General features: G+C 39.8%; 23 protein-coding genes and 2 pseudogenes. 16 read left to right on the forward strand and 9 right to left on the reverse strand.

Annotated elements, in window-relative coordinates; all coding sequences use genetic code 11:
* Positions 1-85: 85 nt before the first annotated feature.
* Entirely contained in the window at positions 86-964 is an 879-nt protein-coding gene (locus AAGA51_RS06560; RefSeq protein ID WP_042488633.1) for a MalM family protein, read from the forward strand.
* Positions 965-977: 13 nt separating this feature from the next.
* Here the strand turns inward: AAGA51_RS06560 and AAGA51_RS06565 are convergent.
* A protein-coding gene (locus tag AAGA51_RS06565; RefSeq protein ID WP_156102073.1) for an IS3 family transposase occupies positions 978-2200 on the reverse strand; the annotation gives its coding sequence in 2 pieces (ribosomal slippage) (positions 978-1826 and positions 1829-2200; 1221 coding nt in all).
* Positions 2201-2247: 47 nt separating this feature from the next.
* Between AAGA51_RS06565 and AAGA51_RS06570 the strand changes: the two are divergent.
* A pseudogene (locus AAGA51_RS06570) lies at positions 2248-3165 on the forward strand (IS3 family transposase); the annotation flags it as partial.
* Here AAGA51_RS06570 and AAGA51_RS06575 read toward each other — a convergent pair.
* Both AAGA51_RS06575 and AAGA51_RS06580 read right to left on the reverse strand, forming a co-directional pair.
* Positions 3162-3443, reverse strand: a pseudogene (locus AAGA51_RS06575) (transposase family protein); the annotation flags it as partial. The pseudogenes AAGA51_RS06570 and AAGA51_RS06575 overlap by 4 nt on opposite strands.
* Before the next feature lie 147 nt (positions 3444-3590).
* Positions 3591-4256 carry an SDR family oxidoreductase gene (locus AAGA51_RS06580; protein ID WP_042488619.1) on the reverse strand — a complete coding sequence of 222 codons (666 nt, stop codon included), beginning with the start codon at positions 4254-4256 and terminating at the stop codon, positions 3591-3593.
* A gap of 269 nt (positions 4257-4525) precedes the next feature.
* Here AAGA51_RS06580 and AAGA51_RS06585 point away from each other — a divergent pair, with 269 nt between their 5' ends.
* On the forward strand, positions 4526-5371 hold the full coding sequence (locus AAGA51_RS06585; protein ID WP_156102072.1) for an IS5 family transposase: 846 nt from the start codon (positions 4526-4528) through the stop codon (positions 5369-5371).
* Between the two features lie 483 nt (positions 5372-5854).
* On the opposite strand, the gene AAGA51_RS06590 is transcribed toward AAGA51_RS06585, so the two are convergent.
* Together AAGA51_RS06590 and AAGA51_RS06595 are read right to left on the reverse strand one after the other, a co-directional pair.
* Complete coding sequence (locus AAGA51_RS06590; RefSeq protein ID WP_042488613.1) at positions 5855-6943, reverse strand: phosphotransferase; 1089 nt, start codon at positions 6941-6943, stop codon at positions 5855-5857.
* Positions 6944-6992: 49 nt separating this feature from the next.
* On the reverse strand, positions 6993-7607 hold the full coding sequence (locus AAGA51_RS06595) for a nitroreductase family protein (RefSeq protein ID WP_042488611.1): 615 nt from the start codon (positions 7605-7607) through the stop codon (positions 6993-6995).
* 143 nt (positions 7608-7750) lie between these two features.
* On the opposite strand from AAGA51_RS06595, the gene AAGA51_RS06600 reads away from it, so the two are divergent.
* The 4 genes from AAGA51_RS06600 (at position 7751) to AAGA51_RS06615 (ending at position 9844) form a co-directional block, all read left to right on the forward strand.
* Entirely contained in the window at positions 7751-8374 is a 624-nt protein-coding gene (locus AAGA51_RS06600; RefSeq protein WP_042488608.1) for a DsbA family oxidoreductase, read from the forward strand.
* Positions 8375-8397: 23 nt separating this feature from the next.
* The gene (locus AAGA51_RS06605; protein WP_156102071.1) at positions 8398-8568 is read left to right on the forward strand and encodes a hypothetical protein; all 171 of its coding nucleotides are present in this window, start codon (positions 8398-8400) and stop codon (positions 8566-8568) included.
* Between the two features lie 160 nt (positions 8569-8728).
* Positions 8729-8914 carry a hypothetical protein gene (locus AAGA51_RS06610; RefSeq protein WP_342291569.1) on the forward strand — a complete coding sequence of 62 codons (186 nt, stop codon included), beginning with the start codon at positions 8729-8731 and terminating at the stop codon, positions 8912-8914.
* Positions 8915-8959: 45 nt separating this feature from the next.
* Positions 8960-9844, forward strand: a complete 885-nt coding sequence (locus AAGA51_RS06615; RefSeq protein WP_042488606.1) for a LysR family transcriptional regulator — start codon at positions 8960-8962, stop codon at positions 9842-9844.
* On the opposite strand, the gene AAGA51_RS06620 is transcribed toward AAGA51_RS06615, so the two are convergent.
* A complete protein-coding gene (locus AAGA51_RS06620) occupies positions 9836-10687 on the reverse strand; it encodes a DMT family transporter (RefSeq protein ID WP_042488603.1) in 852 nt (283 codons plus the stop codon). The two genes, AAGA51_RS06615 and AAGA51_RS06620, sit on opposite strands and share 9 nt — an antisense overlap.
* Positions 10688-10845: 158 nt before the next feature.
* Between AAGA51_RS06620 and AAGA51_RS06625 the strand changes: the two genes are divergently transcribed.
* The 8 genes from AAGA51_RS06625 (at position 10846) to trpS (ending at position 17494) form a co-directional block, all read left to right on the forward strand.
* Positions 10846-11652 carry a hypothetical protein gene (locus AAGA51_RS06625; protein WP_052404627.1) on the forward strand — a complete coding sequence of 269 codons (807 nt, stop codon included), beginning with the start codon at positions 10846-10848 and terminating at the stop codon, positions 11650-11652.
* A gap of 38 nt (positions 11653-11690) precedes the next feature.
* Positions 11691-11993, forward strand: a complete 303-nt coding sequence (locus AAGA51_RS06630) for an antibiotic biosynthesis monooxygenase family protein (protein WP_042488595.1) — start codon at positions 11691-11693, stop codon at positions 11991-11993.
* Positions 11994-12309: 316 nt separating this feature from the next.
* Positions 12310-13950, forward strand: coding sequence for a GGDEF domain-containing phosphodiesterase (locus tag AAGA51_RS06635; RefSeq protein ID WP_042488591.1), 1641 nt, complete (start codon positions 12310-12312; stop codon positions 13948-13950).
* 211 nt (positions 13951-14161) lie between these two features.
* Positions 14162-14461 carry a hypothetical protein gene (locus AAGA51_RS06640; protein ID WP_042488587.1) on the forward strand — a complete coding sequence of 100 codons (300 nt, stop codon included), beginning with the start codon at positions 14162-14164 and terminating at the stop codon, positions 14459-14461.
* Between the two features lie 169 nt (positions 14462-14630).
* On the forward strand, positions 14631-15128 hold the full coding sequence (locus AAGA51_RS06645) for an AAA family ATPase (RefSeq protein ID WP_042488585.1): 498 nt from the start codon (positions 14631-14633) through the stop codon (positions 15126-15128).
* Between the two features lie 149 nt (positions 15129-15277).
* Positions 15278-15622 carry a 5-carboxymethyl-2-hydroxymuconate Delta-isomerase gene (locus AAGA51_RS06650; protein WP_042488582.1) on the forward strand — a complete coding sequence of 115 codons (345 nt, stop codon included), beginning with the start codon at positions 15278-15280 and terminating at the stop codon, positions 15620-15622.
* A gap of 129 nt (positions 15623-15751) precedes the next feature.
* Positions 15752-15916 (forward strand): hypothetical protein, encoded by a 165-nt coding sequence (locus AAGA51_RS06655; protein ID WP_255209405.1) that lies wholly within the window; start codon positions 15752-15754, stop codon positions 15914-15916.
* Positions 15917-16468: 552 nt separating this feature from the next.
* The gene (trpS, locus tag AAGA51_RS06660) at positions 16469-17494 is read left to right on the forward strand and encodes a tryptophan--tRNA ligase (protein WP_042488580.1); all 1026 of its coding nucleotides are present in this window, start codon (positions 16469-16471) and stop codon (positions 17492-17494) included.
* Positions 17495-17553: 59 nt separating this feature from the next.
* Here the strand turns inward: trpS and AAGA51_RS06665 are convergent, their stop codons facing one another.
* Entirely contained in the window at positions 17554-18090 is a 537-nt protein-coding gene (locus tag AAGA51_RS06665) for a flavodoxin domain-containing protein (protein WP_052404626.1), read from the reverse strand.
* A 66-nt stretch (positions 18091-18156) separates the two neighbouring features.
* Complete coding sequence (locus tag AAGA51_RS06670; RefSeq protein WP_010438850.1) at positions 18157-18552, reverse strand: DUF4345 domain-containing protein; 396 nt, start codon at positions 18550-18552, stop codon at positions 18157-18159.
* A gap of 152 nt (positions 18553-18704) precedes the next feature.
* Here AAGA51_RS06670 and AAGA51_RS06675 point away from each other — a divergent pair, with 152 nt between their 5' ends.
* Positions 18705-19673, forward strand: coding sequence for an AraC family transcriptional regulator (locus AAGA51_RS06675; RefSeq protein WP_010438853.1), 969 nt, complete (start codon positions 18705-18707; stop codon positions 19671-19673).
* Between the two features lie 93 nt (positions 19674-19766).
* Here AAGA51_RS06675 and AAGA51_RS06680 read toward each other — a convergent pair whose 3' ends face one another.
* Positions 19767-20594 carry an NmrA family NAD(P)-binding protein gene (locus AAGA51_RS06680; RefSeq protein ID WP_042488577.1) on the reverse strand — a complete coding sequence of 276 codons (828 nt, stop codon included), beginning with the start codon at positions 20592-20594 and terminating at the stop codon, positions 19767-19769.
* Positions 20595-20890: the final 296 nt, after the last annotated feature.

Consider the following 20890-nt stretch of genomic DNA (forward strand, 5'->3'; position numbering starts at 1 on the left):
AAAATTAATAATTAAAGACTCGCGTCACGTTAAAAGAAAGCGCTTTCTTGTATGGTTTTGAGTAATAAATTCTGAGGAAAACGATATGAAGTTGTTAACTATTATATTACTTGCAGTTCTGAGTGTAGCTTGTTCGAATTCAACATTGGTTGAAAATAAGCTGTATAAGGAAATCCCTGACAGGCTAGCACTAAAAGAGCATCATTATGTGGCTCTAAATGAAATTCGATATAAACAGCTGCCTGAGGTCGGTGATATAGAACTTAATGTATCTAGTTCCAATGACATTATTAGACTCGACTCTAATTATTCTTATGTAGAAGGTATTAAACTTCCTGTAAGCTCAAGTGATATTGGAGTTAGTGTTTATTCACCAATTGATGACAACGGTGTATTTTTGCCTTCTATCTTGGTACTAGATGAAAACTTCAAGCTTTTAGATTTTCTTGGAACTAGTAATAATTTTTATACACCAAAGAGTTTATTTAAAGCAGAAGGATATTATAGCGAATATAGACTTCATCAAGTTTATCCTAATGGCAAAAATCCTAGCTACTTAGTATTTTTTACGGATGTGGAAAAACTGAATTTAGATTCTCCTAAACCGTTAAGAGTGATCAATGATATGGCGATCCGTGCTGGTGATATTGAAGCAAATATACTGGATGCTTCAAATAGTAATATCCAATATAGAAAAATTGGTAGGATATACCTAGAAATAGAATTAGAACACTTTAGTAATCCTTATGAGAGAGTAAAAGAGCAGAAGGTTATTAGTAATATTCCTTCATCTTTTAAGTGGAGTGAATCCAAAGATGATGAATCTAAGTACTACTATGAGATGATTAAAAATTTCGTTCGTAAAGGGTATTTTTCAAAAGCTGCTACGTATATGGAAGAAGCAGAGAACAAAGGAGTTGAAGGTGTTAGAGAGTTATTTGTTCTTGAGGTAAATAATTACTGATAAGCCAACTGCGTTAGCAGTTGGCTTTTTCATGCACCTCATTCGGAGTTCTCATCCCAAGGCTAAGGTGCGGTCTCATATTGTTATAGATGTTGATTGATTCCTTTACCAACTGCTTAAGCTCAACGATATCCTTACACTCATGAAGTAAAAACTCTTGTTTCAGGATGCCGTTTACTCTTTCTGCTAACGCATTCTGATAGCAGTCATAACCATCCGTCATTGATGGCTTGATTGTGCCTTTTTTCAATCTATCTTGGTAAACTCCTGAGCAATATTGAAGCCCGCGATCTGAATGATGGATACACGAGCAACCGTACCGACGTGTTCTTATCGCCATATCTAAAGCCTTTACAACATCCGTCGCTTTCATTTCATTGCTAAGTTCATAACCCATAATTTTACGACTAAAGGCATCAGTCACTAACGAGAGATAATGCACGCCTTCATCAGATTGGACATAGGTTATGTCGCTCACCAACACATCTTCGGGATGACGAGGCTTGTAGTCCTTCAGCAAGTTAGGATGTTTTTTCATCCAATGTCGACTATTTGTCGTCTTCGTAAAACTGCGCTTAGGTTGAACGAGAAGGCGTTCATCACGTAAGTAATCGAAAAGTGCATCTCTACCTAGTTTGATCCCTTGTTCTTGAAGCTTGGGTTTAAGTAAGGAATACAATTTTCTAGTCCCTATTCGAGGCATATAACGCCGAAGTTCTAGAACCCTCTGTTTGATAGGGATGAGCTCTACCTGACGGTGAGCGGCTCGCTTTTCTCTTTGATAAACGCTTTGCCTCGATATACCGCACAACTTACAGACTCGGGCTAGGCTCAGTCCTACCTGTTTTTGAAGGCTTCTTGCTCCTTGGCGATATACTTTTTTCTGAGACTAGTCCCGTGCTCAGCGTCAAGAATATCAACGACTTCATTTAAAAAGAGATTTTTTATTCGTTCATCTTCCAACTCTTTTTCAAGTCGCTTAATTTTTTGAGCTGGGGATTCATTGGGTTTCGTTGTTTTATGCATGGCGTTCTTCCTTGGATTTTGCGTCCAGTCCATTTTTCCGAACTTTCTTAGCCAGGTTAAAACCGTTGAACGACCTTGAATGCCATAGATAGCTTGGGCTTGTTTATAAGTCATGTCGCCTTTTTCAACAGCATCAACAACCTGTAATTTAAAGCCTAGTGTGTAATCACGCTGGGTGCGTTTAACGTAGAGATTATGTGAAGTAGTCATAATTCGTCCTCAATGTGTAAACATATTTCAGGACGAGACAAAATACTAAAAAAAGCCACGGCTCTCTTGATGTCGGACTCACTGAACAATTCTTGACAATCAAGAAACTCAAGCAGAGCCACAGCGTAAAAATATTATGCGAAGTCTTCAATGTTCATCGAAGTAGTTATAACTATTGGCATAAACGCCCAACGGTAATCAATGCTGAAGTAGTAAAGCTTCGCAGCTTGGTGAGCGAGGCTCACGCCGCAAGCAATGGCTCTGCGGGAGCGAGAACCATTGCAGATATAGTCACAAATCAGGGCGTAAAGCTGAGCCGATACCGAGCAACAAAGCTTATGAAAGCTCTTGGTTTAGTGAGTTGCCAAGAACCAAAGCATCGTTACAGAAAGGCTTCACAAGAGCATATTGAAATTCCAAATCACTTAGGTCGTCAGTTTGCGGTTACTGCGCCAAATGAAGTCTGGGCTGGCGATGTTACGTATATTTGGACAGGTAATCGGTGGATGTATTTAGCGGTTGTTATCGATCTTTTTGCCCGCAAAGTGATTGGTTGGTCAATGTCGTTATCACCTGATTCTAGGCTAACAGGCAAAGCTCTTTCGATGGCTTATGAGTCTCGTGGTAAGCCTAAAGGTGTCATGTTCCACAGCGATCAAGGTAGTCACTATACCAGTCGTAAATACCGCCAATTACTGTGGCGTTTTCAAATAAAGCAGAGTTTATCTCGCCGAGGAAATTGTTGGGATAATGCGCCGATGGAGCGCTTCTTTAGAAGTCTGAAGACGGAATGGGTGCCAACTGTGGGTTATCGTAGCTTCGCTGAGGCTCAACAAGAGATCACCCGCTACATTATCGGATATTACTGCCAACTCAGGCCACATAAGTATAACGGTGGTCTAACTCCCAATGAATCAGAACGATTATATTGGGAAAACTCTAAAACCGTGACCAATTTTAGTTGACCACTACACCATAATGCTAGGGCTTCGATTAAAGATTCGGCTACAACTGAACGCAGCATTCTCGCGATAGTGTGCCGACGAGGGATGCCATGAGTGAATGGTCGATATTTTCTCAGCCATTCAAGTTTATGTTCGTCATATGTTTCGATATCTTGCCAACCCTCGCTATCAGCGGTTATGGCACTAATAACTAGGGAAATAATATCAATTAAATCATGCTGTTGGTTTATGTCTGAACGAGTATCTTCGACAACGGTAAGGCGTTCTAAAAGGCTCAAAATTGGTTTCGTTTTATTGGTTTGCGCCTATTAGATTATATCTATTAACAAAGTGCGATCCCGCCCTGACTTTGGTGCAACCAAGCTAGCAAAGGGGTTAGAATCGCATTGAAGCCTAATATGATAAGTCGATCAAGTATTGATGGATTACCAATTCAATTTACGACCATACTGAAAAAAACACCCGTTAATTCTATCCTTAGTCTCTAACAAATTAAGTATTTCTAATGCTGCATCTCTTGGTAAGTCAGGAGCATCAGGTCCACCCATTTCAGTCTTTACCCACCCTGGACAGACAGAACATATTTCAACTTCACCGAATGTCTCTTTGGAAAGTGAAACAGTTAAAGCATTTAAAGCAGCTTTACTAATGGAATATAAAGGTGGACCTTGTAGTCCTTTATCAAACGCCCCCCACTCTGAACTGATGTTGATAATTCGGCCTTTCCCATTCTTAAGCATTTCTTTTACAAACATACTGCTGATTATGTAAGGGGCAGTGGTGTTGACATCCAATGACTGTTTGAAGTCATGAAAGTTAAAATCAAGCAATTTGCTATCTTTCATAATAGCTGCGTTATTTATTACAAAGTCTACTGTGTGACCAGAGTGGACAATAATTTTAAAAATTAATTTTTCAAGCTCATTACTGTTACTTAAATCAATTGAATATATTGCTAAGTTTTTATGATTTATACTGTCAGTATAATTTCCTCTAATAAGACCTAATACTCTATACCCTTTCTCTAACAATAGCTTAGTGATCTCTGAACCAATTCCTCTATTTATACCTGTAACTAGTACTGTTTTCATAAATACTCCGTATATATTCAGTGTTATAAGGGTTATTTACTAATTTTAATAGGAATATACGCCATTGTTATTAATTTCTGGTAAATTGTGATTTTACTTTATTTGTTAGTTTTAGTTTTAGTTTTAGTTTTAGTTTTAGTTTTAGTTTTAGTTTTAGTTTTAGTTAACTTATATTTTTAATACATTGACTGGCTTTGTTGCTTAAATCGATGGAACTAAATCAAGAAGCGACGATCTGATCGGCTACACCCATCAATCATCGTAGCCTCATGCCTAAACCTCGTTATAAAACAACTAACTGGAAGCAAAACAAACAAGGCAAGCGTGGTAGGCCTCACCGATTCAGCGACTTAACCATTACTACCGCACTGATGGTGAAGCGCGTTTTCTCTATGCCATTGAGAGCGCTGCAAGGTTTTCTAGACTCAGTATTTAAGCTAGCTAACATCCCGCTTGTTTGCCCACACTACACCTGTATAAGCCGCCGAGCTAAGGAAGTTGAGGTTTCATTTAAAACAAAAAAAAGAGGAGCAATACAACATCTAGCCATTAATGCTACTGGTCTTAAGTTTTATGGCGAAGGTGAATGGAAGGTCAAGAGGCATGGTACTGATGGGAAGCGCAGAGTATGGCGTAAGCTGCACATCGCAGTAGATACGCACACCCACGAAATCGTCGCAGCAGAGCTGAGTTTGTCTAACGTAACCGATGCAGAAGTGCTCCCTAACTTACTAAAACAAACACGTCGTAAAATCATTGAGATATCCGGTGATGGTGCTTATGACACAAAGGGTTGCTATGATGCTATACGAATCAAACGAGTGGTTCCGCTTATCCCGCCACGAGAAGGGGCAGCCTTCTGGGGACGGAGGCATCCTCGCAGTTTAGCGGTAGGTAGTCAGAAGCTTTACGGCTCGAACAAGATGTGGAAAAAGCGGTACGGCTATCACAAGCGCCCGCTATCAGAGACAGCAATGTATCGAGTGAAGCAGTTGTTAGGTGGGAAATTAAGCCTGAGAAACTACAACGCTCAAGTTGGCGAGACTTACGCTATGATCAAGGCGATGAATAAGCTTACAGGGTTAGGTATGCCTGAAACTCAGTATATCGTTTAAGAATTAAGCACTACGGGACAGGCATGTCTTCTCTCTGAATTAAGCAACAAAGCCACAGCTAATTTGAATAAATCAACTAGCAATAATGATTTAACCCCTCTTTAAAATCTATCTTAAGCCTAAGTGGTTTGAAGATTTTAAACACATATTCATCGAGCAATGACACATCTGTAGTTGACTAGGTTGTAGTGGCTGCAAGAAGCGATACCTAGTGATGCAAAAAAACGGCTTGTGGGGTTGATACCTACAAGCCGTTATTATTTTCTTTTTTCTTAAGATTAAATCGAAGAAAGTTAGCAAATATAAGCTAGTAATCAGTAGTACTGTTACGCTATAACAGATGTCTTATTTAGCCGATTCATTTATTCATCGTAGTCTTTGTAGAAATTCTCTGTCTACACAGACATCCAGAATAGTTGCAAAACCTACGATTAAACTGCTGAATATTTTTACACATAAATCTAGTTTTCCAAGCTTATATGGTTAAATGATCAAATGTTGTTGCGCAAGCTTATACTTTTTCTGGTATGTTTCGAATAGGTTCTGCCGAGACTTACCAGTGTTTCCGTAAAAAAGACAGTTGTTTGAATTCAAGAATTCGTAGTGATTGACTATAGAGTCTAAAACATGATCAATTCTTGCTAAGGTTTTTTTTGTACAACTTTTTCCATGCAAGTCGTCTTCAATATCTAGCACATGAGACCTGAACGATTCAGCTCTATATAGGTTCTTCAATGCGTTACTGCTTTTCAAAGCTTCAGACCATTTATTGACAATATTTTGAAAGTGTTGAATAACCTCAGATGACGCATTATTTGCTTTCAACCATGATATTTTTTTGTTAAAGACACCTATTGCTACAGATTTTAGGTCGGCAAACAAAGCTATTTTGTCATCTTCACTTAGATTATCTCTATCTAAGAGCCATCCAAAGAAAAATCGGGTTTCGAATCGTTCAACGCTATTAAAAATAGAGTCAGACATACCGTTGCTATTTATATCTACGAGAGGGTTGAAAGGGTACATATAACCAAAGTCGAATAGAAAAACTTTACCGTCTTCATTAATTAAAATGTTACCTTCGCAGAGGTCCCATTCCATTAGCCCATATTGCTCACATAGTGACGTGGTTTCTAGTATTTGCTTGAAAATATCTTTGTTTAAAGTTTCTAGCTGCTCACCTTCGATCCACGGGGATAATATTATACCTAATCGATAGTTAGCGTAAATCGTATCTACAATGTTGGGTAAGAGTTCATGATCATCGTGGTTGGATTTTAATTTGTAAAAATCAGCTCTACGTTGAACTTCATTCAAAAATGAGAATTTACCATCCACGTTAGAAACAAGTGCCGAAGCTCTCTTTTTCTTGAGAGTATATTTTTCACTATTAACAGTAAGTTGATAAACTTCAGCGGTCAGGCCGGAATCTATTGATTTTGTTACATAATCTGAAGCTTCGGTAATGCTTGCTAAGACTGAAGGATCTAGAGGACAGTTTTCAGGAGAACCTACTTCGATGTTGTCCCCACTTGCTTCAAACTCCGTTTGTTGCTTTTGCCTAGTGTTCATATAAATTTCCCTTTTCCAAAACGGGGATGAAAAATCATCCCCCAAAGTTTTATGCAATTGTAAGAACTTCTTCAGTGGGTCTTCTGGTCTTTTTTTGCCAGTTACCGTCTGCAGCTTTGCCTACGGTAATTAAAATTGTTGGGATTAGTGAATCGCTTAGATTGAATGAGCGCTTAACCATTTCAGGATCGAAGCCACCTACACTACCCGTATTGTATCCCTTAGCTTCCGCTGCATAAATCAAACTCATTGCTAAGAGGGATGCAGAACGGATCGCTTCGTCTCTACGTAGTATTTCACTGTTTTCGTGGCTTTGTGAAGCCATGCCAACCCATGCGTCTTTGATAGAATCAGGTATGATTTTCTCATTGACATCGCTTTGCAGAATTCTTTCTAAATTTTTATATCCTTCGCTATCGCCACAAACGACATATGTTACTGCAGCATCTTTAGTCTGTGGCTGCCCATATGCTGCTTCACATAATTTCTCTTTAGCGGATTGAGAGTGCGCGGCAAGGATATGCCAATTTTGCAAGTTGAAAGCTGATGGGCTTTGAAATGCATAGTTGGCAATTTCTTTGACGTCTGAGTCCGATATCACAACATCTGGATCATATATTCCTGTTGTCTTACGCTCAACAATCAGTTCTAGTGCGTTTTTCATTTTCTTTACCTGTAAGTTAGTTGATTTATTCAGCTTCTAAATCATAACAAATAGATTGTTCACTGTTAGTTAACTGTCAATTCATAAATAAATACAAATTTCTGTTATATAGTGTTTTAGTTTTAATTTGAGAGGTAATATAAATGAAAATTGAATTCTTCCATGATGTAGTGTGTGGGTGGTGTTATATACAGTCTCCAATTCTAAGAGAGTTGAACCTAAAATATAATATAGAAGTCACTCATAGGAATTTTATTTTGCAAAAAAATGATCAAGAAATGATCGCAAGGTGGGGTTCGTTAGAGGCTGCAAAAGAACTAGTACTACAACATTGGGAATCTTGCATGGCATTTGAAGGAAAGCCAGAAAGGTTTAATATTGATGGTATGCGTGAATCAAATTTCAATTATCCTAATGGTATGTTGGCTGCGAAAGCCACTAAGACCGCCGAAATATTAGGTGGACAAAGTGCTCATTGGGATATGTTTGATATCTTACAAAAATTTCACCTTCAAGATTCTAAGAACGTAAGTGATATTAATGTTATAAAAGAAGCTATTAATAGTCAAAACTATGATGAGCGAAGTTTCATTGAATTGATGGACTCTGAGCAAGTAAATAACGAACTAAGTAAAGATGCTTTAATGGCATTTAATTACGGTGTGAAGTCTATCCCGACATTAGTTGTAAATAATAAACATGTCATCCGGTCGACCACTAAATTACCTGTATTAACAAAAATATTATCTGACTTGGGGGTGCTATGAACTTCTATAATTATATGGAGATTATGGATCGTAAAGGTTTAGTTAATGACTACAATGAAACTGTTAAGGAAAATAAATATCTTAATATAACTAAAGATACCGGATCCTTTCTCGATATGATGGTTTGTATTATCAAACCAAGTAAAGTTTTAGAAGTTGGTACATCTGACGGGTATCTACAGTGTGGTTGGTAAAAAATTACCTGAGGAAGGTAAATTAATAACGACCGAAAAGCAGTCTAACAAGGCCAAAGAGTCAATGTCTAATGTAAATAACGTTGGGTTTGAGGATAAAGTAACTGTTGTTGTCTGTACTGCTCAAAACTATCTAAAGTCCAATAATTAAATGTTCGACATGATATTTCTGGACGCTAATAGACTGGAGTATCCAGATTACTACGATCGTTTGATAGCGAGTTTGAGGTGTGGTGGGTTATTGGTGTGTGATAATGCTATATCTCATGAGGAGGAGTTCAAGCTATTCACTTGCATGGGTGGAAGAAGATACAAGGCTACTTTCTTTCACTATAAATGTAGGTAAAGGAGAGCTCTTGGTATATAAGTATTAGATGGCTTAGGAGGGGGTATGGATAAAGTTAGAGCTCTTACTGTTTTTAGGCGCATAGTTGAACTTGGTAGCTTTCAAGCAGCTGCTAGCGACTTAAAGCTTTCGAAAGCAGCAGTGACGAAAAATATGAATGAGTTAGAGGTATTTCTAGATACTCCACTGATAAATCGTACGACTAGAAAACTGTTTGTTACGGAGGCTGGCTTAGAGTACTACAAAGAAGTCTGCTTGGCTTTGGACACGATCTCAAATGCTGAACAGTCGCTTTTTTTTAATCGAGATCACATTGTAGGAAAGTTAAAAATCGGCGCTCCTTTATCTTTAAGTCTAGTTCTGTTGAATGAACTTATATGTGAGTTCTCTGAGCTTTATCCATCGGTCGCGATCGAGGTTATCATGGATGATCAACAGCAAGACCTAATCGCTCAAGGAGCAGACGTTGCAATAAGAGGTAGTGGTACACTAACTGACTCCACACTTAGGTCGAGAAAGCTATTTAAGTTGAAACGTGTTTTATGTGCCTCCCCCAAATATATTCAAAGTCATGCTCCGATATTGAGCCCATTGGATGTCAAGAGCCACCAATGCTTAATATATAGCTTGGCTACGGTTAACAAATGGAAATTTAGTCGGGGCTATGAAACGGAAGAAGTTGAGCTGGAAAATTCACACTATATGGTTAACAACAGTTTAGCATTAGTAAAAGCTTGCCAGCTCGGTAAAGGTATTATACTAACTCCAGATATCTATGTTAAATCAATGCTAAAAGATGGTCGATTAATAGAGATACTTCCAGATTGGTCCCCGGAGGAACATTATTTGTATGCTGTTTATCCGAGTAGTAGAGCTAAATCAAAATTAGTTAGAAGTTTTATTGATTTTCTGGTTGAACGTTTATCTTGATTTCTTTTTACCTGATAATACCAGTCCATAAAGCGATACTAATACTAATAGCATACCAAAGCCTTGAACTAAACTCATAGACTGGTCTAACGCCAACCAACCGAGAGTAATTGCCGTAATTGGACTCAAAAAACCTAATGGAGTGACAATTCCTAAAGGTAGGTTTTTAATTCCATTAAACCATAGTGAATAAGAGATAATTGCCCCAAATACTACTAAATATCCATATCCATATATATTTTTTAATTCAACGGTGTCTGGGTATATATCAAAGAAAGGGGAAATAAAGAGTAAAACAATACCTCCAAATGTCAATTGATAGCCTGTAAATGCAAAAATGTTAATTTTAGTAGACCACTCTCTTGAGAAAAATGTACCAAATGACATAGATAATGCACCTATAAAGGCTGCTAAAACTCCGATAGTATTTAGTTGTGTTTGAGGTGTTAAAAAAATACAACACATTCCTATAAACGCAGTTACAAGCATAAACTTTTTTCTGCTCTCGAGAGTTTCGCCTTTAAATATAAATGCAAGAAATATTATTATTGCCGGCTGTAGAGAGGTAATTAGGGATGCGACACCGCCAGGTAGAGTATAAGCTGAGATAAAAAGCATACTCTGGAACAAGGTAATATTCAAGATTGAAAGTATAAATAACCTTTTCTTCGTTACGGTATCGACTTTTTCTCGAAAGAAAAAGAGTAGTACTAACCCTGCAGGTAAGCACCTAATAGCCGATGCTAAAAAGGGTTGGTTTGGTGGGAGGAACTCTGTGGTTAAATAGTATGTAGTGCCCCAAATAATTGGCGCTAAAGCGGTTGTAAATATTTGTGTAAGCATAGTTAGTCTCTAAAAGTAAAAATTCACTAAATTATTATTAATTTAATTTTTCTCTAGCTTCAATATAAAGGTAGTGAATTGATAGTTTACTAAAGTGTCATTATATTTTTGGAGGTGATGAATTAATATATAAGTGTAAATTAAATTGGAGGCTGATTATGTTATTTAGAAAGATCCTTATTTCATTGTCGTTAGTTATTTTCTCAACTCATTCTTTAGCAAGCTCGCCGGAAACAAAAGGTATGCTGGAACTATCTTTTAGTGATGGAAGACCGTCTGTTCAAGGAGTAAAAAATGTAAATAGTTTCTTAGAGCGCGTTGGTGTCAAAGTTACACAATTGAGTATCCCCAAAAAAGTACAACCTATTATCGAAAAGTCTAAGGCAACAGCACTCAATGCAGATGAAAAAAAACTTCTAATTCAAGTGTTTTCACTGAATCGAGCTCAATTACTTGAACAAATTGAATTGGCTGGTAGGAAACCCGCTGTTCATAGAGGCGGTTATTTGTCTACGTCAGAACCAGATGTAGCCCCTTACCCAAAAGTTTACGACATGATGTCAATGTCAGAAGACATTAAATATTATCTCCAGCATAAATTTGGGAAGCTTCATGTAAATAGTTCAGAGAAAGGTGAGGGTATTGATGAAGTTATGACAATTATTTCAGGGGGACATTGGACTTGGTTTTTTGTTCTTGATGATGGTGTTGTTGGTAAGTTAACCCTCGGCTACGTTGATATGGATAGCAAAGCTTGGCGAATTTCTTACCCTGGGCTTGTATCACACGGTGGCTTTTTCGATGCCGATTATGGTCTTGTAGTCGCTCATGCGCATGGTCCAGAACAGTTTATCATGCGATATGAAGAGCCGAGTATAAGTTGGCCAGGAACGTTAAATGGAAACCCTTGGATCGACTTTACAAATGAAGCTCCTGTACTGCTCAATCAAACTGTAAAATTTTAGATTTCTCCTTTGAATCAAAAAGTATATTGGGAGTAAACATGTTTACTGTGTTGTATGAATTCGTAATCAACGAAGGTACGGATAAAAAATTCAGAGAAGCTTGGATAGAGCATACGGAATACGTATACCAAATGAGAGGAAGCTTTGGTTCAAGGTTGCATACAACTGGAGTCGCGAATACATACGTAGCTTACGCCCAATGGCCAGATAGAGAGCGCTGGGCTGAGACTGATGAGTTATTTCGTGACTTACAGCCAAGTACATTGGTTGAAATGAAAAAATACCTAACAAGTTCATCAGTGTTAAGAGAGCTAACAGTATGTGATGATATATTAAAATAGATAATATGAATTTTTTACTGTTAGATTCGTTTAAATATAGAGAGTTAAATGTTTAGGGACTCTCTATATATTGACACCCCAAGGGGCGAATAATTGAACCTCATGTTTAAATTTATCTTAAGTTCTCGTAGCTGCTTATTCTCGTCATCAGCAAGAAATCTATAGATAAGTGGATTCAAAACAGTTTTTTGGCGCGTTAACACGACTGTATCTCCTTTCTATTAGTTAGTAAGCAGTGCTGATCTTGGTTGACTTGAATTGTAGAGAATATTACTTAGAGGCGTGAAGGAATACAGTTTGCAATATAGGGAATGATATGAATAAGCAGGCTTTACCAAAGGTATTGCTCAGCCTTTTTGATACTGCAGGTGAAGGGTTTTGGTTTATGAGTGATGACAATGTGGTTCAGTTTTACAACCACTCATTCTACCAACAGTTCCCTCTATCAATGGAAGATTCAACTTTAGATGATTGGTTAAGGTTGGTTCACCCTGAAGATAGAGAAAAATTATTGCAAGAAGTAGACAGTCATCGACAAGCACTGTTGTTTGCACGAGTGACCACGCGGTATCGAGTAAAAAATGTATCTGGACGTTACCTCTGGATTGAAGCGACTGGTGTGAGAGTAGAGTACCAAGGTGGACTCGCCATAGTGGGGGTACATAAAAACGTATCTGAAGAGGTACTGCTGAATCAGTACCTTACTCATATGGCTACTCATGACAGCGAAACTGGTTTGTTTAACCGACACAAGTTTCTGGAAAAATTTCCAAGTCTTAGTGAGAAAACTTGGATTCTGGTATGTTGTCTGGCGCAACTGCAACAGCTGCAACGACAAGTTGGATATGAAGCAATTGGGTATCTTTCTTCGGCTCTAGTATCAACATTGGATGATGTTTTGCAAATGAAGTACGGTTTGTATCGAATTAGCGCGGATGTGTTTGTTGTCACGATGGAGCAAGCTATTAATTCAGAGGAGTCCCTTTCGCTGTTGTACAAAATTGAATCCGTATTTCACCAAGTCGGCGAAAATGACTCAATACTTTCAAGTAGACTAGGTCTTGGTGCGATTCCAGTTTGTGCTTTAAGCGTCACTGCTCCTTTACAGCAAATATTTGACTTATCTGAGTACTCCCGGGCTATCACTTCGCCTATTACCTACATGGGGGAGTCACAGCGCAGTATAGATAGGTACTTTGTAATTCATGATGCTTTAGAATCAGCTGTTAATAAGCACCAAATTACGATAGCGCTGCAACCTATTGTAGAAGCCGCGACAGGAGAGCTGATAAGTTTTGAAGCGCTAGCTCGGTGGGAACACCCTGAATTGGGTTCGATTCCGCCCTCAGAGTTTATTCCGATTGCAGAGCGATTGGGGCACATACACGCATTGGGTATGTTGATTTTTGAGCAAGCTTGTCAATATTTGGTGATGTTCGATGCGAAACACCATGCGAGACCTTTAGTCAATGTGAATGTGTCAGCGCATCAATTGCTTAGGGCGAGCTTTGTCGATGATGTTTGTAAGGTTGTCGCGCACTTTGGTATTGATTCAACCCGTATAGTGCTCGAGGTGACCGAGTCTTATCTGCTTGATGAAAATCCGACGATCACAAAAGCGCTCGATGTACTTCACACTCATGGTTTTAAGCTATCACTCGATGATTTTGGCTCAGGGATGAGTGCGATTACTAGTTTATTCAGACTTCCGTTGTATCAAGTCAAACTAGATAAGGTATTGATTAACGAAGCGATGAGGCGTGAAGCCTGTTTAAAACTCATTGCCCATTTGTACGAATTTGGGAATACATACAACATAACACTTGTCGCGGAGGGGGTAGAGACGTCGGAAATGTTTAAAAGGCTAACAGAGGTTGGCATATCGTATCTTCAGGGGTACTACTTGTATCGGCCCTGCTCACCGCAAGTATGGCTAGAAAAGAGTGTCTTCGAATGAGGAGAATTGACGGACATGAGATATATAGGTTCATGTTCAAAGTGACGTCCACCAAACAAATATGCTGGGAGTAGATCACGGTTGTATATAGAGTTTAATGTTGTAGCTGGTTCTATCATTAGTATTGATAGTGCTATTGCGTACAATAACGATTATCTTACCATCTTAAATAAGGTTACCTAGTAGTATTTGTAGCCCTTTCCATTAGTCGATGAATACTACAAATGGCAAAAGTAAAAACAGTCTTAATAACGAGGAAAATGTTCAAAATAGTCTATTAAACATTGCTGGTCTCGTAGCGAAAATAAAAGCAGCAAGTAGTAAAACAGCTCTGGCTAGTCAAAGGCAAGAGATTCTAGCATTTGATATTGAAGAGCAGGTCAATGGTATTGAGAATATGTTGATGAAAGTTAAAAAGTCAAGCTCGGAATTAACTAATGAAACTTGTAAATTGACAGAGATGAATGGAGAGCTAAAACGCATGATATCTAAGTTTGGAAATGGAAGTTAAGTTAGTTGTGAGTGTGTAAATTATGATCGTATATTCATGACTTTCGTAAGGTAATTCTAAGGGACTGACTGTTATGGAAATGCCTCTTATTGCTACGTGTAGTCACGAGTATTATTTTATTAGTTCGGTTTTTAAAGCCGTTATTAGTCACTATTACTAAGGTTTGGCAATGGTAATCCAGGGTAAACTTTTTTTCTTTTGTGGAAAGATGGGAGCGGGTAAGTCAACTCGATCTGAAGTTGTTGCAAATGAACACAATGCTGTGCTGATTTCAGAAGATGACTGGTTATCTGCTCATTATCCTTCCCAACTTAACAATTTTGACGACTACCTTAAGTACTCAAGTCTAATCAAGCCTTTCGTTAAAAATCATGTTAAAAGTCTCCTTAATGCTGGTGTTGATGTCGTAATGGATTTTCCAGCTAATACCGTGAAGCAAAGATCTTGGTTTATATCAATTTGTCTTGAAGTGAACTGCAAACATGAACTATTTTTTTTGGACTTAACAGATGAACAATGTTTGTCTCAAATAGCTAAGCGCCGAGTTGAAAAGCCAGAAAGAGCTATGTTTGACACAGAGGCTGTATTTCATCATGTGACCCAGTATTTTGAGGCTCCAACAGCGAGTGAAAGTCTCAATCTGGTACGATTGGAAGAATACGCATAACAAGCGTTTAAGACAGATTCCCAACGCACAGCATTTCCCATTCCATCGTTAGGTTCAGTGTTTACGGAGGTATGGTTAGGTTTCGTGGTAGCGTAGCTCACTACTTAATTAACGCGGCGTTAGCAATACAATCATAGTGAGGAGGATTAATGCCACATTTTGTAATGGATTGTTCAGAAGGTATTTTAAAGTCTCATGATGAGGAGTTTATTATCGAGCAAATTTTTTTGGTAGCTCATGCTACAGGGTTGTTTGATGCGAATGATATCAAGGTCAGGATAAACTCTTTTCAAAAGTACTCAGTAGGTAATAAGCGAGAGGAGTTTATTCATGTGTTTGCATCTATCATGCAAGGAAGAACTACAGAACAAAAGTCGATACTATCGCAACAAGTAGTGTCAAAGCTTGTTGCCTTGTTTCCGAATGTTCCCAACATCGCTATGAACATAAGTGACTTTGAAAGGGCTACTTATTGTAACCGTACAATGCTGTAGCGCATTGCTAACAAGAAACTATAGCGTCAATAGCTAATTTTTGACGCTATATTTATCCCACATTACTTTCTAAACTATCAAGGGCAATGGTTATGCCATGGCTGGTTTAAAAAGGCTGGAAAGTATGGCGTGATCATATTGTTTCAAATCGCTCAAGTGCCAATTAAGCTGCATGTGAAAATCATCAGTCAAGCGAACTCGTTCGAACCTTTTGGGGAAGGTTTTCTCAATGAACGTAAGGTGACAAATACAGGTAGTAACTCATGGTTTGAACTTGTTACAACAGCTTTGTGAATTGCTGGGTAACACTAACTCCTTAGTGGAGGCTTGAGCCGTATGCAGTGAAAGTTGCACGTATGGTTCTCAGGAGGGCGGCATCTGGAAACAGGTGTCGCCTATCCGACAAAAATGAGTTTAGAAGGCCGGACTATTGATTTTACAGCTTGTGTATAGAAGCAAAAAAAGAATGGGGAGCAATCAGGCTCCCCATTGTCCTTTCACCGTCTTTGGTGGTATTACTTTTCTGTGATGGCTTCACAGCCTTCAGGGACGGTGATGCTCGCTACGTTGTTACCTTCTATTGCGCTGCTTTCACATCCATTTTGTATCGAGTACATTTGCCCACTCTCACGCTGACGGCTCCCGAATGGTTTATTCAGAGGTTGCGTTTACAGCCAATGATTGTTAGTTTGTTTGGATGAAACGTATCCCGACACCTTCATCATTTTTCTTTTGGTGGCGCTCTAACTAGAGCGGCACAGGATTTTCACATTCTCAAGCTGCTGGAAGGTAGCTAAGACTGTGTTCGATTATCTCCAGTAGCGATCTATTTACTAGGAGATAAACATGACCACTAACCACTACTACTCTGATAATTCAGAAGTCATCTTGACCGGTGACAGAGCTACTGGTCCATTGCATCTTGGCCACTATGTCGGTTCATTGAAGCAGCGTGTTGCTTTGCAGCATGTTCACGATCAGACTATTCTTGTTGCTGACATGCAAGGTTTGACAGATAACGCTCACAATCCATCTAAGGTATCTTCCAACATACTTAATGTCGTCGCCGATTATCTGGCGGTAGGCATTGACCCAAGTAAAACAAAAATTTGTCTCCAGTCGCAGTTGCCCGCATTAGCTGAACTAACGATGTATTATAGCAACCTTGTGACAATAGCGCGGTTAGAGCGAAATCCTACGGTGAAAAGTGAGATTCAAAACAAAGGCTTCGAGCGCTCAATCCCAGTTGGCTTTTTGACATATCCCATTTCTCAGGCCGCCGACATAACGGCTTTCAACGCGACTCTTGTTCCTGTAGGGGATGATCAACTGCCTATGCTTGAACAAACGAATGAAATTGTTAGGAAAATAAATACCCTAGCAGGAAAAATGGTTCTCAAAGAATGCCGTCCGCTACTTAGTAACGCATCACGTTTACCTAGCACAGATGGCAAGAATAAAATGTCAAAATCAATGGGGAACGCGATCAATCTTGGCGCTTCCCAGAAGGAGATCAGTGCTGCCGTAAAATCAATGTATACCGACCCAAATCACTTGAAGATAGAGGATGCTGGTTGTGTTGAAGGAAACGTTGTTTTTACCTATCTTGATGCATTTCACCCAGATTCAAACTACATCACTCACCTGAAGGAACATTACCAACGAGGCGGACTTGGTGATGGAACGACAAAGAAAATCCTTGAAGAATGCTTGCAAGAGCTACTTCGGCCTATTCGAGAGAAAAGAGCCGAATTACTTGATGACAAAGCACAGCTAATCAGAATTTTGGTTGAAGGAAGCCAGCTATCTAAAGAGAAAACTCAGAGAGTACTTTTTGATATTAAAGATATATTTGGACTAAATATCTTCTGAACAGACGTTACTTCGGGAGAGTCAACTCAAGTTAATGAGTAATGATCCCGAAGTGCATGTCATGTTACTGAACGGCTAACGTAATGAACAAAGTGGTGAGCCCAGCGTTTAATCATTGCCCAATCTCTATAATCTCCTTCACTCACGCCTTTGCTTTTCGCGATCCACTTGAGGGGAAAACGATAGTACCAAGGCATTACCTCTAGCTTTAATGTGCCAGGAAAACCTGCAACCATAATCGGTTTAACTTGGGTGTTCACACTAAGAAGTGTGTCATCGTAGACTTGTTTGTCATCTATTGGATTTGATGTCCCTTGCACAAGAGAAAGACAAGTATAGAAATACGCGACAGGAATCTGTGAGAGTATCGTTTGATGGCGAGTCACGTACTGTCTAACGGTGGGTAACCACCTGTCATAACGGATGGGACTTCCCACTATTACCGCTTCGCCATCTAGCGGCGCGCGCGCATTTTCAGCATTTTGGCACTCTACCTGCACACCTAAGCGAGAGAGCTCGGTTGCTATTACTCGCGCAATGTCTTCGGTTGAACCAAATCCTGAGTCGTACGCAATGAGTACTTTGTTAAAGTTCATGATATTGGTCCTTTCGATGAGTCACTGACTATTTGAACTTGGCTTATATTGAGCTAACAAAACACGTTATGTGAACGCTTTCGTCTTTCTAAAGGCCACGACGAGTAAAACCGCAATCGCAATTTCTACAACTAGCGCGGCCAAGATCCCCCCTGACGGTATACCATCGGCAAATATCCCTATCACTCTACCCACAGGAAAAGCGAAAAAAACGATTTTTGCGGCAACGATTGAGGTCTTAGATAAGGGATGATAAAAAAGGCCGGCTAGCATCAATGCCCCCAATACAGCGAGGTTTGTCCCCGGTCCTCGTAGCTCACTGAGTAGGCTTGGGTCATCCGCGAGCGCAATGCCATAGCTTAAGTAAAAAGTATGTGGCTCTAGTGCAATAAACCCGCCGATAGTAAAGGCGGTAACCCCAGCTATCCCTAAAACAATACGCTCAAACATAGATGCAATCATGGTGTAATCTCCTTCTAGATTTCATGACATCATTGGATTAACTGACTAGAGCCACAAAACTGCGGCAGGCAGTGAACGTTGTTTATTAGACCTAATTGAGCGATGATTTAATTGACAGAAAGTCGCTGAACGTTTGCAGGAAGTACATATTGATGGATGATAAAAGAACACAAGCCATGGCGAAGTTTGAACAAAACAGGCGTCAGGATGAGGAAGTCAGCTCTCCGCTCAGTCAACTTAAAATGAGTAGCGTTTTTTATACTTACTCGATGTTGAAGCAACCTTGGGGGGTGAAGATCCCTTCTATTCCCTCTAGCACTATGTTTCACTTAGTTCTAGAAGGTGAAGCTTTCGTCTCAGTGTATGGTGCCCGTGTAAAGCTGGGACCAGGTGACTTTATTTTGCTACCACGAGGTACCGGTCATGACATCGTTGACGTCAATAACACACCAGCCAATGACCTGTTTGACAATAATATCGAAAAAATCACCGAACACTATGAGCGTTTAACTACGACTGGTGAAGGTGCGTTGACGACGACTCTGTGTGGCACGGTACTGTTTGATAACGAGGTTACGACGTCCATCATTCAATCAATGCCGGATTATATATTGGTGCCGTCACAATCCCCTGCACACCAAACCATCGAAAGTGTGGTCCAATCGATACACAGAGAAACTGAAAACGAGGATTATGGCGCAGGGCTTATTGTTTCGAAGTTGGCGGATGTATTAATCCTTCAATGTATCCGTACTTGGATTAATGAACTCTCTGATGAACATCAGAGTTGGCTACTGGCACATACTGATAAGCGTCTTTCTCGTGCGATGAAAAAAATACATGGAGACCCCTCTGCACATATCGATATTGAGTCTTTAGCTGAGTTATCTGGTATGTCTCGTACGAGCTTCATTGATTATTTTAAGAAAATCGTGGGTCAGACGCCTAAGAAGTACATTACACATTGGCGCTTATCGTTAGCGCGAGAGCGGTTGTTGCATGGCAATGAGCATGTTCTCAATATTGCACTTGATGTTGGCTATCAATCTGAAGCCGCGTTCAGTCGTGCATACAAGAGTAAGTATGGAGTGTCACCATCTTATACTAAGAAATCCGGGTAACACTGTTTACCGTTTTATAGCGGGAATAGCGGGCAACCCGATGCAAGCTCGGGTTGCCCAATGATCATGGTTGAATCAACCGTCCTGAATGCTCTATCCCCAGTAACCCCCTTCAATGGTTTTGGTGACATAGTCTGAGAACCTTGTTGGTTTGGTGCCAGTGGCTTCCTCGACACCATGCGCAAGGTTTGAGTTACGTCCGTCAAAGACAACAGTGAAGAGCTCATTAAGGAGCCATTGGTAATCTTCTGGTACGTTTTGCTCTTTGAGGATGTTTAAATAGTCATCGATACTGACCGAGGTAAATTTAATCTCTTTGTTGAGCTGCTTGGAAATCTCATCAACGCAGTCCTGAAAGGTCAGCAGCTCAGGACCTGTCACTTCATACAGGCGGTTGCGCTTGCTTGGGTCAACCAGAGTGGCCACCGCTACCTCTGCAATGTCATCAGTGTCAATGAAGGGCTCCGGTATGTTTCCAGCAGGTAATATTAAGTGGCCGTTCAAGATGCCTTCTGCCATAAAGCTTTCGCTAAAGTTTTGTGCAAACCAAGAAGCGCGAACCACATTCCATTCAAGGCCACTGCTGATAAGAACTTGCTCTGCTCTTTCTGCTCCATCTTCACCTCGCCCAGAAAGTAAGACAACATGCTCAACGCCTTCGGCTTTCGCCACTTCGACAAACGCACGGATATCACTCTCTGCATTGGGTACGGCAAGATCGGGCTGATAAGTCACGTACGCTGACTTTGCGCCTTTTAAGGCAGCAGGCCAAGTTGTTCGGTTTTCCCAGTCGAAGCAGATCGAGGTGCTGCGGGAGACTGGGCGAGTCTCAAAGCCAAGTTCAATGAGTCGCTTGTTGACGCGAACACCGGTTTTGGCATTTTTACCGATGATGACAATGGGGTTTGATGGATTGTTCATGTTGGCTCTCCTAGTGGGATTATAATGTGTTGGTTACGTCGTGCTCATCATGTCCTGAGAGAGCCTTTAGCGGAATGACATCAAATTCGTATTTGTTTGCATAAAGTTCAAAATTAGAGAGAGGCGACAGAATATGGGTTTAGTTTCATTTCGATTAAGCTTGAGGTTTCAGTTTCTTGACATGAACCTTTGTATATATCGTTTTGATGATTCCCGTCGTTACTTCATGTAAAGGACAACGTCAAAAGACAATACCGCTCTTCCTTTCGAAATTTGAACGAAAGGTTATAAAAAAT

The organism is Vibrio diazotrophicus (assembly GCF_038452265.1).
In the GTDB taxonomy this organism is placed as follows: domain Bacteria; phylum Pseudomonadota; class Gammaproteobacteria; order Enterobacterales; family Vibrionaceae; genus Vibrio; species Vibrio diazotrophicus.

Excerpts from the sequence above, each read along its gene's own strand:
- AAGA51_RS06630 (WP_042488595.1), top strand. The coding sequence starts at position 11,691 with ATGTTTACTGTGTTGTATGAATTCGTAATCAACGAAGGTACGGATAAA.
- AAGA51_RS06610 (WP_342291569.1), top strand. The coding sequence starts at position 8,729 with ATGATATTTCTGGACGCTAATAGACTGGAGTATCCAGATTACTACGAT.
- AAGA51_RS06680 (WP_042488577.1), bottom strand. The coding sequence starts at position 20,594 with ATGAACAATCCATCAAACCCCATTGTCATCATCGGTAAAAATGCCAAA.
- trpS (WP_042488580.1), top strand. The coding sequence starts at position 16,469 with ATGACCACTAACCACTACTACTCTGATAATTCAGAAGTCATCTTGACC.
- AAGA51_RS06560 (WP_042488633.1), top strand. The coding sequence starts at position 86 with ATGAAGTTGTTAACTATTATATTACTTGCAGTTCTGAGTGTAGCTTGT.
- AAGA51_RS06640 (WP_042488587.1), top strand. The coding sequence starts at position 14,162 with ATGAATACTACAAATGGCAAAAGTAAAAACAGTCTTAATAACGAGGAA.
- AAGA51_RS06665 (WP_052404626.1), bottom strand. The coding sequence starts at position 18,090 with ATGAACTTTAACAAAGTACTCATTGCGTACGACTCAGGATTTGGTTCA.
- AAGA51_RS06650 (WP_042488582.1), top strand. The coding sequence starts at position 15,278 with ATGCCACATTTTGTAATGGATTGTTCAGAAGGTATTTTAAAGTCTCAT.
- AAGA51_RS06635 (WP_042488591.1), top strand. The coding sequence starts at position 12,310 with ATGAATAAGCAGGCTTTACCAAAGGTATTGCTCAGCCTTTTTGATACT.
- AAGA51_RS06600 (WP_042488608.1), top strand. The coding sequence starts at position 7,751 with ATGAAAATTGAATTCTTCCATGATGTAGTGTGTGGGTGGTGTTATATA.
- AAGA51_RS06580 (WP_042488619.1), bottom strand. The coding sequence starts at position 4,256 with ATGAAAACAGTACTAGTTACAGGTATAAATAGAGGAATTGGTTCAGAG.
- AAGA51_RS06615 (WP_042488606.1), top strand. The coding sequence starts at position 8,960 with ATGGATAAAGTTAGAGCTCTTACTGTTTTTAGGCGCATAGTTGAACTT.
- AAGA51_RS06590 (WP_042488613.1), bottom strand. The coding sequence starts at position 6,943 with ATGAACACTAGGCAAAAGCAACAAACGGAGTTTGAAGCAAGTGGGGAC.
- AAGA51_RS06605 (WP_156102071.1), top strand. The coding sequence starts at position 8,398 with ATGGATCGTAAAGGTTTAGTTAATGACTACAATGAAACTGTTAAGGAA.
- AAGA51_RS06595 (WP_042488611.1), bottom strand. The coding sequence starts at position 7,607 with ATGAAAAACGCACTAGAACTGATTGTTGAGCGTAAGACAACAGGAATA.
- AAGA51_RS06625 (WP_052404627.1), top strand. The coding sequence starts at position 10,846 with ATGTTATTTAGAAAGATCCTTATTTCATTGTCGTTAGTTATTTTCTCA.
- AAGA51_RS06620 (WP_042488603.1), bottom strand. The coding sequence starts at position 10,687 with ATGCTTACACAAATATTTACAACCGCTTTAGCGCCAATTATTTGGGGC.
- AAGA51_RS06670 (WP_010438850.1), bottom strand. The coding sequence starts at position 18,552 with ATGATTGCATCTATGTTTGAGCGTATTGTTTTAGGGATAGCTGGGGTT.
- AAGA51_RS06645 (WP_042488585.1), top strand. The coding sequence starts at position 14,631 with ATGGTAATCCAGGGTAAACTTTTTTTCTTTTGTGGAAAGATGGGAGCG.
- AAGA51_RS06585 (WP_156102072.1), top strand. The coding sequence starts at position 4,526 with ATGCCTAAACCTCGTTATAAAACAACTAACTGGAAGCAAAACAAACAA.
- AAGA51_RS06675 (WP_010438853.1), top strand. The coding sequence starts at position 18,705 with ATGGATGATAAAAGAACACAAGCCATGGCGAAGTTTGAACAAAACAGG.